The organism is Undibacterium sp. Rencai35W (assembly GCF_049340185.1).
Taxonomy (GTDB): domain Bacteria; phylum Pseudomonadota; class Gammaproteobacteria; order Burkholderiales; family Burkholderiaceae_D; genus Undibacterium.
The window spans coordinates 139,355-155,201 of sequence record NZ_JBMPPC010000008.1 but is presented as its reverse complement, the minus strand read 5'-3'; the positions used below and the strand labels follow the sequence as shown (position 1 = coordinate 155,201).

Annotated in this window: 17 protein-coding genes; all 17 read left to right on the top strand. The window is 50.2% G+C overall.

Annotation, left to right across the window (positions count from 1 at the left end; translation table 11 throughout):
• The first annotated feature begins 8 nt into the window (after positions 1-8).
• The 17 genes from ACO0K3_RS17025 to ACO0K3_RS16945 all read left to right on the top strand — a co-directional run bounded on the left by ACO0K3_RS17025 (position 9) and on the right by ACO0K3_RS16945 (position 15,607).
• A complete protein-coding gene (locus ACO0K3_RS17025; protein WP_422959412.1) occupies positions 9-800 on the top strand; it encodes a ParA family protein in 792 nt (263 codons plus the stop codon).
• Entirely contained in the window at positions 800-1,693 is an 894-nt protein-coding gene (locus tag ACO0K3_RS17020) for a ParB/RepB/Spo0J family partition protein (protein WP_422959413.1), read from the top strand. The genes ACO0K3_RS17025 and ACO0K3_RS17020 overlap by 1 nt, the downstream gene beginning before the upstream one ends.
• Before the next feature lie 14 nt (positions 1,694-1,707).
• Positions 1,708-2,250 carry an RBBP9/YdeN family alpha/beta hydrolase gene (locus ACO0K3_RS17015; RefSeq protein ID WP_422986645.1) on the top strand — a complete coding sequence of 181 codons (543 nt, stop codon included), beginning with the start codon at positions 1,708-1,710 and terminating at the stop codon, positions 2,248-2,250.
• A 168-nt stretch (positions 2,251-2,418) separates the two neighbouring features.
• Positions 2,419-2,757 carry an ATP synthase subunit I gene (locus tag ACO0K3_RS17010; RefSeq protein WP_422986643.1) on the top strand — a complete coding sequence of 113 codons (339 nt, stop codon included), beginning with the start codon at positions 2,419-2,421 and terminating at the stop codon, positions 2,755-2,757.
• A 2-nt stretch (positions 2,758-2,759) separates the two neighbouring features.
• Complete coding sequence (gene atpB / locus ACO0K3_RS17005; RefSeq protein WP_422986641.1) at positions 2,760-3,590, top strand: F0F1 ATP synthase subunit A; 831 nt, start codon at positions 2,760-2,762, stop codon at positions 3,588-3,590.
• An 80-nt stretch (positions 3,591-3,670) separates the two neighbouring features.
• Entirely contained in the window at positions 3,671-3,913 is a 243-nt protein-coding gene (atpE, locus tag ACO0K3_RS17000; protein WP_110254369.1) for a F0F1 ATP synthase subunit C, read from the top strand.
• A 64-nt stretch (positions 3,914-3,977) separates the two neighbouring features.
• Entirely contained in the window at positions 3,978-4,448 is a 471-nt protein-coding gene (locus ACO0K3_RS16995) for a F0F1 ATP synthase subunit B (protein ID WP_422986639.1), read from the top strand.
• 2 nt (positions 4,449-4,450) lie between these two features.
• Positions 4,451-4,984: a F0F1 ATP synthase subunit delta gene (locus ACO0K3_RS16990; RefSeq protein WP_422986637.1), complete on the top strand. Its 534-nt coding sequence runs from the start codon at positions 4,451-4,453 to the stop codon at positions 4,982-4,984.
• A 52-nt stretch (positions 4,985-5,036) separates the two neighbouring features.
• Positions 5,037-6,578 carry a F0F1 ATP synthase subunit alpha gene (atpA, locus tag ACO0K3_RS16985; protein WP_422955265.1) on the top strand — a complete coding sequence of 514 codons (1,542 nt, stop codon included), beginning with the start codon at positions 5,037-5,039 and terminating at the stop codon, positions 6,576-6,578.
• A 31-nt stretch (positions 6,579-6,609) separates the two neighbouring features.
• Positions 6,610-7,479 (top strand): F0F1 ATP synthase subunit gamma, encoded by an 870-nt coding sequence (atpG, locus tag ACO0K3_RS16980; protein ID WP_422955266.1) that lies wholly within the window; start codon positions 6,610-6,612, stop codon positions 7,477-7,479.
• A 30-nt stretch (positions 7,480-7,509) separates the two neighbouring features.
• Complete coding sequence (atpD, locus tag ACO0K3_RS16975; RefSeq protein WP_422955267.1) at positions 7,510-8,913, top strand: F0F1 ATP synthase subunit beta; 1,404 nt, start codon at positions 7,510-7,512, stop codon at positions 8,911-8,913.
• Positions 8,914-8,998: 85 nt separating this feature from the next.
• The gene (locus ACO0K3_RS16970) at positions 8,999-9,421 is read left to right on the top strand and encodes a F0F1 ATP synthase subunit epsilon (RefSeq protein ID WP_422955268.1); all 423 of its coding nucleotides are present in this window, start codon (positions 8,999-9,001) and stop codon (positions 9,419-9,421) included.
• A 137-nt stretch (positions 9,422-9,558) separates the two neighbouring features.
• Entirely contained in the window at positions 9,559-9,981 is a 423-nt protein-coding gene (locus ACO0K3_RS16965) for a CoA-binding protein (RefSeq protein ID WP_422986635.1), read from the top strand.
• Between the two features lie 28 nt (positions 9,982-10,009).
• Positions 10,010-10,834 carry a PPK2 family polyphosphate kinase gene (locus ACO0K3_RS16960; RefSeq protein ID WP_422986633.1) on the top strand — a complete coding sequence of 275 codons (825 nt, stop codon included), beginning with the start codon at positions 10,010-10,012 and terminating at the stop codon, positions 10,832-10,834.
• 3 nt (positions 10,835-10,837) lie between these two features.
• The gene (locus ACO0K3_RS16955; protein WP_422986631.1) at positions 10,838-11,623 is read left to right on the top strand and encodes an SGNH/GDSL hydrolase family protein; all 786 of its coding nucleotides are present in this window, start codon (positions 10,838-10,840) and stop codon (positions 11,621-11,623) included.
• A gap of 391 nt (positions 11,624-12,014) precedes the next feature.
• Positions 12,015-13,106, top strand: a complete 1,092-nt coding sequence (gene hemE / locus ACO0K3_RS16950) for a uroporphyrinogen decarboxylase (protein ID WP_422986629.1) — start codon at positions 12,015-12,017, stop codon at positions 13,104-13,106.
• Positions 13,107-13,555: 449 nt separating this feature from the next.
• Positions 13,556-15,607 carry a primosomal protein N' gene (locus ACO0K3_RS16945; RefSeq protein ID WP_422986627.1) on the top strand — a complete coding sequence of 684 codons (2,052 nt, stop codon included), beginning with the start codon at positions 13,556-13,558 and terminating at the stop codon, positions 15,605-15,607.
• Positions 15,608-15,847: the final 240 nt, after the last annotated feature.

Genomic DNA, 15,847 nt, shown 5'->3' with positions numbered 1-15,847 from the left:
AAGTGACTATGGCCAAAATTTTTTGTGTCGCCAATCAAAAAGGCGGCGTGGGTAAAACGACGACGACGGTCAATCTTGCCGCAGGACTTGCCAAACTTGATCAGCGGGTTTTGCTGGTGGATCTGGATCCTCAGGGCAATGCCACGATGGGCGCGGGGATCAATAAAGCCAAATTGACCGCATCGATTTATGAGGTTCTGCTAGGGATGTCGGATGTCGCCACGGCACGTCAGCGTTCCGAAGCGGGGCAGTTTGACGTGTTGCCGGCGAACCGTGAGTTAGCCGGTGCCGAAGTCGAAATGGTTGAGTTGGAAAACAGAGATAAACGTCTGCGTGATGCCTTGAGCAAAGTGAGCGCTGACTACGATTTCATTTTGATCGATTGCCCACCTGCTTTATCCATGCTAACGCTGAACGGTTTATGTGCAGCACATGGTGTGATTATTCCTATGCAGTGCGAATACTATGCATTGGAAGGTTTGTCTGACCTGGCGAATACGATTAAAAAAGTATCCGTGAATTTGAATCCCGACCTGAAAATCGTCGGTCTGTTACGCGTCATGTTTGATCCTCGGATGACCTTGTCGCAGCAAGTCTCCGATCAACTGGAGCAGCACTTTGGCGATAAAGTCTTCAAGACGGTGATTCCGCGTAATGTGCGTCTCGCAGAAGCACCATCCTATGGCATGCCAGGTGTGGTGTTTGACCCAGCCTCGAAAGGTGCGCAGGCGTATATCGCTTTTGGCGCCGAGATGGTTGAAAGAATTAAATTGTTAGAAACTCAGTCGGATACAAAGTAATGGCAACGAAAAAGCAAAAGGGGTTGGGACGCGGCTTGGAAGCCTTGTTCGATGGTGCCGGTGATTTTAGTGAGGCTGTGCCAACGGTTGCCGGTGCGCCAAGCAGTCTGCCGATAAGCCAGATGCAAGCCGGTAAATACCAGCCCAGAACCCGCATGGACGAAGGTGCCTTGACTGAATTGGCCAGTTCGATCAAAGCACAAGGATTGATGCAGCCGATTCTGGTGCGGCCAATCGGTCAGACAAATGGCGTTACCCGCTACGAAATCATTGCGGGTGAACGCCGTTTCCGCGCATCGCAAATGGCCGGTCTGGACGAAGTGCCTGTCCTGGTCAAAGATGTCGATGACCAGGCCGCTGCGGCGATGGCCTTGATTGAGAATATTCAACGCGAAGATCTGAATCCGCTTGAAGAAGCGCAAGGCATTCATCGGTTGATCACTGATTTCAGTTTTACACATGAGCAGGCGGCCAATGCAGTAGGGCGCTCGCGCAGTGCGGTATCTAATTTATTGCGTTTATTGAACTTAGCAAAACCGGTTCAAACCATGCTGATGGCGGGCGACATCGATATGGGGCATGCGCGCGCGCTTTTAGCGACGGACGCAGCGACACAGATACAACTCGCCAACCAGGTGGTTGCTAAACGTATGTCGGTGAGAGATGCTGAAAAACTCGTCACTCGCACCACCGCAGAAATGAGCGCGCCAGCCAAAACACGCGACAAAACCGAAAAATCACGTGACATCACTCGCCTGGAAGAAGAGTTGTCTGATTTGCTCGCCACACAGGTTACTTTAAAAATGGGCAGTAAAGGGCGCGGGCAAATGATCATTGATTTTGCCGATCTCGACAGTCTTGACGGCGTCATATTAAAGATTCGCGGTCAATAAAATCGCCACAAACGATGAATATTCTCTTGCTTCCCGGTTTATACAACTCTGGCCCATCCCATTGGCAAAGCCTCTGGGAGCAACAATACCCCAGAGCTATACGGGTTCAGCAACAAAACTGGGATCAACCTGACCGTCAGGCATGGCTGACCGGATTGACTGAAGCCATTAATCAAATTGATGGACCTGTCGTGCTGGTTGCCCACAGTCTTGGTTGTGCACTTGCTGCATGGTGGCTTAGTCTGGGAATGCCAGGTATTGAGCAGAAGGACCGGATTAAGGCGGCTCTTCTGGTCGCGCCACCTGACGTAGAGCGTGTTGAATTTCCGGCAAAAAGTTTTGCTCCTATGCCCAGAACGGCATTCAAGCTGGATGTTCTGGTGGTTGCATCAAACAACGATCCCTGGTGTGATCTCGCTGTTGCCCGAGACTGGGCAACAGCCTGGCATGCTGAATTTCACTGTATTGGTGCAAAAGGACACATCAACGGAGATTCTGGCTTAGGAGCCTGGGAGCAAGGCCAGCATTGGCTTGCCGAGCTGATTAACAAACACTGAAAAGCATCAATGTCTCATTTTGATGCATTGCATCAAACGTTTGACGATAAGATGCACTACCACGTATAATTCCGTGGTTTTGGTTGGCGCGTAGTTGCGTTGGCTCAAACGAGGTGGTGGTTTTTTAGTTCTTATCAAGTACCATCAGCAAAATAAAGAGGAAATAGCATGGCGCGTATCGTCCTGCTGCAACTACTGGCAACGATTGTGGTTGCCGTACTGGCAGCGTTAATCGCTGGCACTTCCTCCGGAATATCCGCATTATTAGGCGGCTTGTGTTGCGCAATTCCCAATGCTTTGTTTGCTGCACGGCTTTATGCCAGTGCCAAAAAGCCCGGAGGCGCGAACCCGATGACATTCTTCATCGGTGAATTTGTCAAAATTGCGTCAACAGTTGCGCTCATGGCAGCAACTGTTTACTTGTACCATGATGTGAATTGGCTGGCGTTCGTCGCTGCCTTCATCTTGGTCTTGAAAAGTTATTTCATCTTACTCTTTAGGCATTGATCATGAGCGCAACTGAGAACGCCCCAACCGCGTCAGAATATATATCCCATCATCTGGGACATTTAACGAATTCGCATATTCCTCAAGAATCTTTATGGGATATGTCCTACGTCAATATTGATACAGTGGTCTGGTCTGTAGTTTGTGGTCTGATCGGTATCGTGGTGATGTACCTGGCGGCTCGCAAAGCAACATCCGGTGTGCCAGGACGTTTCCAATGTGCTGTAGAGATGTTGTTTGAAATGGTCGATAACAATGCAAAAAGTATTGTCCATGGCAACACCAGTTTCATCGCACCAATGGCATTGTCAGTATTCGTCTGGGTCGTTTTGATGAACTCACTGGACTTTTTGCCAGTCGATTTATTCTCACAATGGTTGTTCCCTGCGCTTGGCATCAGCTCAGAAACTCACCACCGCGTTGTTCCAACCGCAGATCTGAATGGTACTCTGGGCATCTCGATTGGCGTATTTGCGCTGATGATGTACTACAGTTTCAAGATTAAAGGCGTCGGTGGTTTTATCAAAGAATTGTTCAGTGCGCCGTTTGGTCCAATGTTGTTCCCATTCAACCTGGCCTTGAATCTGGTTGAATATGCGGCCAAAACTTTCTCACTCGGTATGCGGTTGTTCGGCAATATGTTTGCCGGTGAATTGTTGTTCTTACTGATCGCAGCTTTGCTGGGTGCTTCTGATTCTATCGCTGGTGGTATCGGTCATCTGGTTCTTGGTACGGCCTGGTCAGTCTTTCATATTTTGATCGTACCTTTGCAGGCATTTATTTTCATGATGCTGACTTTGGTGTACATGGGTCAGGCTCACGAAGCGCATTAATTTGAGTTTCAGGTTTCTATCGTTTTTGGTTTTGTTATTTGGTTTGGTATTTTAATTTTTAACTTTTAAGGAGTTTTCTCATGACTAACGTCGCTTTCGTTGCTTTGGCTTGTGGCTTGATTATCGGTTTGGGCGCTTTGGGTGCATGTATCGGTATCGCTATGATGGGTGGTAAATATCTGGAAGCATCTGCTCGTCAACCAGAATTGATGGAAAAACTGCAAGGTAAAATGTTGTTGTTGGCTGGTCTGATCGATGCTGCGTTCATTATCGGTGTTGGTATCGCTATGTTCTTCGCAACTGCAAATCCGTTCAAAGGCTAATTGATTTTCCTTTTCCTACCGCAGACTTTGTCTGCGGAACGATCGATCTGATAAGGAAACAACTATGAATCTTAATCTATCAATGTGGTATCAGGCCGGGGTGTTTTTCATCCTTGCTCTGGTGACTGCAAAATTCATCTGGCCCCCAGTGATCGGCGCCATTGATGAGCGCATGAAAAAAATCGCGGACGGATTAGCAGCAGCCGATCGCGGTCGTGCAGAGATGCAAGCAGCCGAAAAACGTGTGCAAGCCGAATTGGCCGGTGCTCGTGATGAAGGTCAAAAGCGTATCGTTGACGCAGAAAAACGCGCTCAACTGATCGTCGAAGAAGCTAAAAATACAGCCTCCGCTGAAGCCGCACGCATTCTTGCCGCAGCTAAAGCAGAAGCCGATAATCAAGTGACTAAAGCACGTGAAGAATTGCGCGACCAGGTTGCCACTTTGGCAGTCAAAGGCGCAGAGCAAATTCTGAAACGTGAAGTCAACGCATCAGCCCACGCTGATTTGTTGAACCAACTGAAAATCGAGCTGTAATCATGGCCGAACTCGCAACGATCGCTCGTCCTTACGCAGAAGCATTGTTCCGTGTTGCTCAGTCCGGTAACCTGTCCGCTTGGTCGGAACTGGTTGCCGAGATGGCGCAAGCTGCAGCACACCCAGATGTAGTCGCTCTTGCTCACAATCCAAAAGTCTCCGCTAATCAAACAGCTGAGGCTTTCTTGTCCGTGTTGAAATCCCCGGTGAACGACGAGGCGAAGAATTTCGTCAATGTGCTCACTGAATACGATCGCTTAACCCTGTTGCCTGAAATCGCTGCTCAATTTCAAGCTCTGAAAAATGCGCAAGAAGGCGCAGCAGATGCTCAAATTATCAGCGCATTTGAATTATCGGCAGCCCAGGTAAGCGATCTGGCGACAACGCTGGAAAAGAAATTTGGCCGCAAATTGCACCCGACCGTCACAGTGGATAATTCCCTGATCGGTGGCGTGCGTATCGTGGTTGGTGATCAAGTGTTGGATACGTCGGTTCGTGCCAAGCTGCAACAGATGCAAGTCGCCTTAACAGCTTAAATTCGCTGCGTAAATTGCACGAGCAAGTACTGAAACAATTTTAGGAGTTAGTATGCAACTCAACCCATCAGAAATCAGTGAGCTGATCAAGAGCCGGATTCAAGGCCTTGGCACCAGCGCTGAAGTTCGTAATCAAGGTACGGTTATCTCCGTTACCGACGGTATCTGCCGCATTCACGGTCTGTCTGACGCGATGCAAGGTGAGATGCTTGAATTCCCAGGCAACACATTTGGTCTGGCATTGAACCTGGAACGTGATTCCGTTGGCGCCGTTATTCTCGGTGACTACGAGCACATCTCCGAAGGCGATACAGTGAAATGTACCGGCCGTATTCTGGAAGTGCCTATCGGCCCGGAATTACGTGGTCGTGTCGTGAATGCACTGGGTCAACCTATCGACGGCAAAGGTCCTATCAACGCAAAAATGACAGCACCGATCGAAAAGATCGCTCCTGGCGTTATTGCCCGTCAATCTGTTTCTGAGCCTATGCAAACGGGTATCAAATCAATTGATGCGATGGTTCCGGTTGGTCGTGGTCAGCGTGAATTGATCATTGGCGATCGTCAGACTGGTAAGACAGCCGTAGCGATTGACGCTGTTATCAATCAAAAAGGCCAGAACGTTACCTGTATCTATGTAGCGATCGGTCAAAAAGCGTCTTCCGTGAAAAACGTTGTGCGCGCTTTAGAAGCACACGGCGCGATGGAATACACCATTGTTGTTGCTGCGACAGCAGCGGAATCTGCAGCGATGCAGTTCGTTTCCGCTTACTCCGGTTGCGCAATGGGTGAATATTTCCGTGATCGCGGCGAAGATGCACTGATCATTTATGATGATCTGTCCAAACAAGCTGTGGCCTACCGTCAAGTGTCCTTGTTGCTGCGCCGCCCACCAGGTCGTGAAGCATACCCAGGTGACGTGTTTTACCTCCACTCACGTTTGCTGGAACGCGCAGCTCGCGTGAATCCTGACTACGTTGAAGCCTTCACTAAAGGTGAAGTCAAAGGTAAAACAGGTTCCTTGACAGCATTGCCTATCATTGAAACACAAGCAGGTGACGTTTCTGCTTTCGTTCCAACCAACGTGATTTCGATTACCGACGGTCAGATCTTCCTGGAAACTTCCTTGTTTAACGCCGGTATCCGTCCTGCGATTAACGCTGGTATTTCCGTATCACGTGTTGGTGGTGCTGCTCAGACTAAGGTCATCAAAAACCTGTCCGGTGGTATCCGTACTGACTTGGCGCAGTATCGTGAATTGGCTGCGTTTGCGCAGTTTGCTTCCGATCTGGACGAGTCCACACGTAAGCAACTGGATCGTGGTGCACGCGTTACTGAATTGCTGAAACAAGCGCAATACGCTCCTTTGTCGATCTCCCTGATGGCCGCTTCCCTGTTCGCAGTGAATAAAGGTTACCTGGATAACGTCGAAGTGAAGAAAGTATTGGCTTTCGAAGCTGGTCTGCACAACTACCTGAAAACTAGCCACGCAGCATTGCTCGCTAAGATTGAAGAAACCAAGCAACTCGACAAAGATGGCGAAGCCGTTTTAGCCGCAGCTGTTGCTGATTTCAAAAAATCTGGCGCGTATTGATTCTTAACTCGAGCAGAAGGAGTAAGAACCGATGGCCTCAGGTAAAGAGATACGTGGCAAGATCAAAAGTGTAGAAAACACGAAAAAGATCACGAAGGCGATGGAAATGGTCGCCGCATCCAAAATGCGTAAAGCGCAAGACCGGATGCGTGCAGCACGTCCCTACAGTGAGAAGATTCGTAATATCACTTCGAATTTGTCACAAGCGAATCCTGAGTACACGCATCCTTTCATGGTCCAGCAAGATCAGTCCAAGAAGGTCGGACTGATCGTTGTGACGACAGACAAAGGTTTGTGCGGTGGCCTGAATACGAACGTATTGCGTTTGGTCACTAGCAAGTTGCGTGAACTCGAAGCGAAGGGTTCAAAAATTGAAGCGGTCGCAATTGGTAATAAAGGTCTCGGCTTCCTGAACCGGATTGGCGCTAAAGTCGTGTCGCACGCAGTGCAACTCGGCGATACACCGCATCTGGATAAACTGATTGGCCCAGTGAAATTGTTGCTGGATGCATATCAGGACGGTAAGTTGGATGCAGTCTACCTGTCTTACACCAAGTTCATTAACACCATGAAGCAAGAGCCGGTGCTGGAGCAATTATTGCCCCTGACGGCCGACAAACTGGCAGCAGATAAAAATACCCATACTTGGGATTATATCTACGAGCCAGATGCAAACGCGGTGATTGATGAATTGCTGGTACGTTATGTGGAAGCGCTGATTTTTCAAGCAGTGGCAGAAAACATGGCATCTGAACAATCGGCTCGTATGGTAGCGATGAAATCAGCCAGTGATAATGCAGGTAATGTGATTGGTGAACTGAAATTGGTTTACAACAAAACCCGTCAAGCTGCGATTACCAAAGAGCTTTCCGAGATCGTCGCCGGCGCGGCAGCGGTCTAAACGAATTTTAATATTATTGAAGGAACGAACATGGCTAATGGCAAAATCGTTCAGTGTATCGGCGCTGTTGTGGACGTTGAATTTCCACGTGACGCGATGCCTAAGATTTACGATGCCTTGAAAATGGAAGGCTCCGAACTGACATTGGAAGTTCAGCAGCAATTGGGTGACGGCATTGTCCGTACGATTGCTCTGGGTACTTCTGATGGTCTGCGTCGCGGCATGATGATTTCGAATACTGGTAAACCTATCATGGTACCAACCGGCAAAGCAACGCTGGGTCGTATTATGGATGTATTGGGTAATCCAATTGATGAATGTGGTCCGGTCAGCCGTGAAACTACTGCATCGATTCACCGTAAAGCTCCGGCTTACGATGAACTGTCACCATCGCAAGAATTGCTGGAAACCGGCATCAAGGTGATTGATCTGGTTTGCCCGTTTGCAAAAGGCGGTAAAGTTGGTTTGTTCGGTGGTGCGGGTGTGGGTAAAACCGTCAACATGATGGAACTGATCAATAACATCGCTAAAGCACACAGTGGCTTGTCCGTGTTTGCCGGTGTGGGTGAGCGTACTCGTGAGGGTAATGACTTCTACCACGAAATGGCTGATGCAAAAGTAGTTGATCTGGAAAATCCAGAAAACTCCAAAGTAGCGATGGTGTACGGTCAGATGAATGAACCACCAGGTAACCGTCTGCGCGTTGCTTTGACTGGTTTGACGATTGCTGAAGGTTTCCGTGACGAAGGTAAAGACGTGTTGTTCTTCGTCGATAACATCTACCGTTACACACTGGCCGGTACTGAAGTATCCGCGTTGCTGGGTCGTATGCCTTCCGCTGTGGGTTATCAACCTACACTGGCTGAAGAAATGGGCCGTCTGCAAGAGCGTATTACATCGACTAAAACTGGTTCGATCACATCGATCCAGGCCGTGTATGTTCCAGCCGATGACTTGACCGATCCATCTCCAGCAACCACGTTTGCTCACTTGGATTCCACCGTTGTGTTGTCCCGTGATATCGCTTCTCTGGGTATCTACCCAGCGGTTGATCCACTGGATTCGACATCACGTCAGCTGGACCCGCAAGTAGTTGGTACAGAGCACTACGAAACAGCTCGTGCTGTTCAAGGTACTTTGCAGCGCTACAAAGAATTGCGCGACATTATCGCGATTCTGGGTATGGACGAGTTGGCACCAGAAGATAAGTTGTTGGTAGCACGTGCACGTAAAATGCAACGTTTCCTGTCTCAACCTTTCCACGTTGCTGAAGTATTTACCGGTTCCCCAGGTAAATACGTGTCACTGAAAGACACGATCAAGGGCTTCAAAATGATCGCTTCCGGTGAACTCGATCACCTGCCAGAACAAGCGTTCTACATGGTAGGCACTATCGACGAAGCAATCGAAAAAGCGAAGAAAATGGCTGCGTAATATAAGCCTTAGGGTGTGACAAGCTGCGTAGTTACATAACCACGAGTTACACCCTTCGTTTTTTGATCGAATGAAAAGGTCCGATATGGCACACACTATTCACGTTGACGTGGTTTCCGCAGAAGAGCTGATCTTCTCCGGTGAAGCCGAGTTCGTCGCGTTGCCGGGTGAGGCTGGTGAGTTGGGTATCTATCCAAAGCACACGCCATTGATCACTCGCATCAAGCCAGGTGCGGTGCGCATCAAGATCACAGGTCAGGCAGAAGATGAGTTTGTCTTCGTCGCCGGTGGCTTGCTTGAGGTGCAACCGGATGCGGTTACCGTTTTGGCCGATACTGCGATTCGCGGTAAAGATCTGGACGAGGCAAAAGCGAACGAAGCGAAGAAAATGGCAGAAGAAGCCTTGGTCAATAAAGATTCTAAAATTGACTATGCGCAAGCACAGGCTGAACTCGCAGCGGCAATAGCGCAACTGGCGGCAATTCATAAATTGCGTTCCAAGCGTTAAAGTTAAAGCAAGCTGATTGATACAGGACGTAATCATCTCATTCAGTCAGCACGCAGTACAATAAAAAGGCAGCTCAGGCTGCCTTTTTGTTTTCTTTTGCGCTTAATCACGAGCAGACCACATTTTGCGGAGCTTACATGATGTCAGAGCAGGCACAGATTACGCAATTACTACAGCATAGCAAGGTCATTGCCATTGTCGGTATTTCCGCCAATCCGCAACGGCCTAGCTATCAGGTTGCCGCTTATCTGCAAAGTCATCATTACACTTTGCTGCTGATTAATCCGCTGGAAGCCGGTAACACGATCTTAGGTTTGCCCTGTTATGAGAGCCTGACCCAGGCCATACAAAAAACAGCTACCCAGATCGACATAGTCGATTGCTTTCGTCGTGCAGAGTTGATACCCGACATTATTGAAGAAGCGATTTTTGTGAACGCCAAAGCGGTCTGGATGCAGCAAGGCATAATCAACGATCTCGCTGCGAATACAGCACGCAATGCCGGTCTCATGGTCATCATGGATCGCTGCATCAAAATCGACCACATGCTGTTATCCTGAATAAGTATCAAAGTCCACCGGAGTCTCCATGAGCGTCAGTCAGTTATTTCGCAGTAAAGAAAAATTGGTTTTGCAGGACGACAATGCCTCACTAAGGTTGATGCCTGGCAGCAAAGACGCCAAGCTCGACAGTAAAGCTGCCGATAAGCTCGCTACGATAAAGATCGCGGAAGATCTCGCGGTCATGCAAGAGATACTGTACGCAGAGAAAAAGCATAAATTGCTTATTATTTTGCAAGGCATGGACACCTCTGGCAAAGACGGCACAGTACGCGGCGTATTTGGTCAGGTTAACCCCCTCGGTGCACGTACGGCGGCATTCAAGGCGCCGACGACGGTAGAAAAAGAGCATGACTACTTATGGCGGATTCATCAGCAAGTCCCGGCTAATGGAGAAATAGTGATCTTCAACCGCAGTCATTATGAGGACGTGCTGATTACTCGCGTGCATGACTGGATTGACGATGCCGAATGCAAACGACGGCTCGCACAGATTCGGGATTTTGAAAGAATGCTGTCAGAAACTGGGACGGTCATCCTCAAATTTTTTCTGCATATCTCAGCCAAAGAACAAAAAGAACGACTTGAAGAGCGTCTAGCTGATCCGGCTAAAAATTGGAAATTCGATCCGCAAGATCTGGTCGAGCGCGGCTTTTGGGACAGCTATCAACGTCAGTACGAAAAAGTGATTATGGCAACCGATGCCGATCATGCTCCCTGGTATGTGATTCCAGCAGATTCTAAAACTCAGCGCAATCTTGCCATCGCTAATATCGTGCAGGAGAAATTAGTCAGCCTGAAGTTAAGCTATCCGCCAGGCAATCCGGAATTAAGCAAAATCAAGGTGGTCTGAGCCATGCCGGGTGCCTATCTGGCTGAGCTGATTGCATTACCTCTGCTACCGTTGCTGAGTTGGCAGGGCAAGCGAACCAGAGCAAATACACCACGCCTGCCCGAGGCAAGCGGATCGCCCCACGGTCTTTGCACGTTCACCGGGGCTAACAATGCAAACGACCAGACTCTGCGGCTCATCAGTATCGGCGAATCGACGGTTGCCGGTGTGGGCGTAGATACCTATGAGCAATCAATTACCGGACAATTTGCACAGCAATTATCGGCTCAGCTAAAAACCAATGTCGCCTGGCAGGCGCTGGGTAAAAATGGTGCAGATATCGCCGAAGGAATCGCGACCTTGCTACCGCAATTGCCCGACGCATCCCCGAGCCCTGACATTTTGCTGATCGCCTTTGGTGTCAACGACACGACGGCCTTCAGATCGAATACGGCTTTTCGCGCGAACCTCACGCAATTGATCGATGCACTAGAGAAGCGTCTCTCACCCAAACTTATCCTGATTTCCGGCGTACCGCCTATGCATGCGTTCCCGGCATTGCCGCAGCCCTTGAGGATGGTACTAGGGCTTAAAGCCCGGTCACTGGATAAAGTGGCTCGTCAGCTTGCTACAGAGCGACCAGGCTTGCTACATGTACCCACCGATCTCGATATTCAGGATACGACTTTGATGGCGCACGACGGCTACCATCCATCTGTTAAAGGCACACAGGCATGGGGATTGCAATTGACAAATGCTTATTTAAACGCGCAGACAAACCGAGCAATAAATAGCGGAAGAAATCCTTGAGAGAAGAAACTTATACACATTCTGAATAAGTAATTTATTTTCATAAATAGAAGCTATCACAATAGTTCAAAGGAAATAGTGAATAAAAACAAGGTGTTAAATAGCAATATTCACCGCTTACTTTATTACTGGTATTGCCAGGCCAGCTTGAGTAAATCTATCCACAAAGTTATCCACAGTTTCTATGCTGAAATTTCTATGAAAATCAGCCTCGTTTTCAAGAGATTGTGTCAGATCAGATGCCAGCATCCTGTGCATAGGCGATAATGTCGGTTTACCGCAATAATTCTGCCCGCTAGTCCAAACCTGTCGCACATCTGGCATGGACTTTTTTAGTTTTTAGCGACGATCTGCGCCCGGCATTCCCGTATCTGTTTTATCGAAAGTATTTATGTCCACACCCTTTGCCGTACTTAAGAACGACACGTTTCTCAAAGCCTTGTTACGCCAGCCGACCGACTACACGCCTTTATGGCTAATGCGCCAGGCGGGTCGCTACTTGCCTGAGTATCGTGCCACGCGCAAAGGTGCCGGATCCTTCATGAGCCTGGCAAAGAACCCTGATTTCGCGACCGAAGTCACGATACAACCGCTAGACCGTTTCGAGCTGGATGCTGCAATCCTGTTCTCCGACATTCTGACGGTGCCGGATGCCATGGGCCTCGGCTTATATTTTGAAGAAGGCGAAGGACCTAAATTCGAACGTCCGCTCAAAGACGAAAAAGATGTCCTCGCCTTAAAAGTACCGGAGCCAGGCAGCCTGCAATATGTGTTTGACGCCGTCACCCAAATCCGCCGTACCCTGAATGGCCGCGTTCCCCTGATCGGCTTTTCCGGCAGCCCGTGGACACTCGCTTGCTATATGGTCGAAGGGCAGGGCTCGCGCGAGTTCCACACCGTCAAAACCATGATGTACAAGCGCCCCGACTTGATGGAGCACATCCTCAAAACCAATGCGACCGCCGTTGCCAGCTACCTCAATGCGCAGATTGATGCCGGTGCCCAAGCCGTCATGATTTTCGACAGCTGGGGTGGTGCGCTGGCAGACGGTGCCTATCAGCGTTTTTCACTGAACTACATGCAAGACGTCGTCAATCAGTTGCAAAGGGAAAAAGACGGTCAGCGGATTCCGGCGATTGTCTTTACCAAAGGTGGCGGATTATGGCTGGAGCAGATTGCTGGCATCGGTGCCGACGCGGTCGGTCTTGACTGGACCGTGAACCTAGGACAAGCCCGCGCCCGCATCGGTGACAAAGTCGCCCTGCAAGGCAATCTCGACCCGGCCGTATTATTTGCTGATCATGACCAGATTCGCCAGCAAGTAATCAGCAGCCTGCAAGCCTACGGCACACCTGGCACAGGTCATGGTCATGTGTTTAATCTGGGGCACGGTATCTCGCAATTCACGCCACCGGATGCGGTGAGTGTGCTGGTCGATACCGTGCATGAATATAGCCGCCAGCAGCGCCAAAATATAGCGTAATCCACAAATCAGGCTCATATCAGGGATGGTAAATTCGCCATCACAAAATGATAAGTCTCGGGATCGCTTGATATTTCGTCATGGTGCTATGCAACACCTACTATTCATGCGCCTGCCAGCCCATTATCGCTGGCAGAACCAATGAAATAGACGCAACAAAATCCTCATTTACATGCACACTTTTCGTTAGTTATGCACAAATATGAGGAGAATAAAAAAATCGCGAAAATTTATTTTCAAGACTTTATGTGCTTTTGCAAGTCATTGATTTTAAAAGAATTTATTTTTGCTTTTAGAATGGGCAGTTTATTGAAACCCGCATAAAACCTAGCGCAAAGCCATGTCAATACACCTTTGTCCACAAAGTTATCCACAGAATCTGTGGATATGTCAAAAAGCACTTATGAAACCGTTAGTTAGCGCACATCCTCACGAGTTACATTAAGTTCGTGGAACATTGCATCCTCCAAATCGTGCTTGACACGCCCCTCGACACCAGCTTCGATTATCGATGGCCGTTGCGCGAAACTGGGGCGGATATCGGCGCCTCCGCCACGCCAGCCACGCCCCAAATTGGGCAGCTCGTGCTGGTCCCGTTTGGTCGCCAGGAAGTCATGGGACTGATCGTCGGCATCAGCGATCACACCGACGTCCCCGCGAACAAGCTCAAAGACGCGCTCGAAGTCCGCACCCAGCTCACGCCCTTGCCCGCTGTCTGGCTGGACCTGTGCCGCTTTGCCGCCGATTACTACCAGCGCCCGCTGGGCGAGGTTGCCTTGCCCGCCTTGCCAAAGAACCTCCGCGCTGCCAAAGTCAGCTCACTGGAGCGCAATCTCAAAAAAGTCGCCAAAGACGCCACGCCACAAGACAGCAGCCCCAACCCAGAACCCGCGCTCAATGCCGAGCAGCAACTAGCGGTGGATGCGATCGCCAGCGCCCGGAAGTTTTCCCCGCATTTGCTCTACGGCGTTACCGGTAGCGGCAAAACCGAAGTGTATTTACAGGCAGCCGCCAAAGTGCTGGCGCAAAGCCCCGATGCGCAAGTCCTGATTTTGGTGCCAGAAATCAACCTCACACCGCAATTAGAGAACCACCTGCGTCAGCGTTTTTCGGGCATCCAGATCGCCACTTTGCATAGCGGCATGGCCGAAGGCGAGCGCGTACGTCACTGGCTATCCGCGCATCTCGGCCAGGCGCGCATCATCCTTGGCACCCGTCTGGCGATTCTCGCATCGCTGCCACAACTGAAAATGATCGTGATCGACGAAGAGCACGATCCTTCTTACAAGCAACAAGAAGGCCTGCGCTATTCGGCCCGCGACCTTGCCGTCTGGCGCGCGCGTCAGCTCGATATTCCCGTTGTACTCGGCTCCGCCACGCCGTCCTTAGAAAGCTGGTTGCACGCCAAAACCTTGCGCTATCGCAAGCTCAGCCTGACCGAGCGTGCCGTCAAAGACGCGGTATTACCCGTCGTCAAGATCATCAACACCGAACACGAAAAACCCAGCGAAGGCCTGACGCAACGGTTAGTCACCTCTATCCGCCTGCGTTTAGAGAAAGGTGAGCAATCACTACTATTTCTTAACCGGCGTGGTTATTCACCCGTCATCGCCTGCGATGCCTGCGGCTGGATCAGCAACTGCACCCGCTGCACGGCGCATCTGGTCATGCACAAACTTGATCGCAAATTGCGCTGCCATCATTGCGGTTTAGAACAACGCATCCCAAGATCCTGCCCGACTTGCGGCAATATTGACTTACAACCGCTCGGTCGCGGCACCCAGAGAATTGAAGAAAGCCTTGCTCAAATTTTCCCTGAGGCAAGAGTATTTCGTATCGACGCCGATTCAACCCGGCTCAAAGGCAGTGCCGAAGCTGCCTTCGACACCGTGCATCGCGGCGAGGTCGACATCCTGATCGGCACCCAAATGGTCGCCAAAGGCCATGACTTTAAAAACCTCACGCTGGTCGCCGCGCTCAATCCCGACTCAGCCTTGTTCTCGCAAGACTACCGCGCCAGCGAGCGCCTCTTCGCCCAGCTCATGCAAGTCGCTGGACGCGCCGGACGTGCCGCCCGTAAGGAAGGCGGCAACCTCAGCGAAGTCCTGATCCAGACCCGCTACCCCGACCACCCGCTGTACCACGCCCTGATGGCGCACGACTACGACAGCTTCGCCAACGACCTGCTCGAAGAACGTGAGCAAGCCAGCATGCCGCCATTTATTTACCAGGCCTTGCTACGTGCCGAAGCCAAAGAGCTGCAAATCGCCCTCGACTTCCTGCATCAGGCCGCCGCCCTCGCGGTCGATCCTGGCATTACCGTCAACGACCCCATCCCCATGACCATGACCCGCGTCGCCAACGTCGACCGCGCCCAGCTACTGGTCGAATCCACGTCCCGTCCCGCCTTGCAATATTTCGTCAAAAACTGGATCACCGACCTGCGCGCCCTGAAATCCCGCGTCAAATGGTCGGTCGAGATTGATCCGGTAGATATTTAATTACAGGTTTTAAATTGACCTGGCCTGGCGCGCAATACTGGCGCGGGTCTTCAGGCTCATGGCTGGAAACCCGCATGAACAGTGCGGCTTGAGGCCGGTTACGTATACCATGATCATCATGCCTTTTTGACCTCACCAACCGCTATGCGTAGAATGCCATGCACAGCAGCGATATCTCGGTGATCTTCTAATAAGCTTCCAATGAAGTTGCGACCAGTTTGCAATAAGTTGGCAACGAGC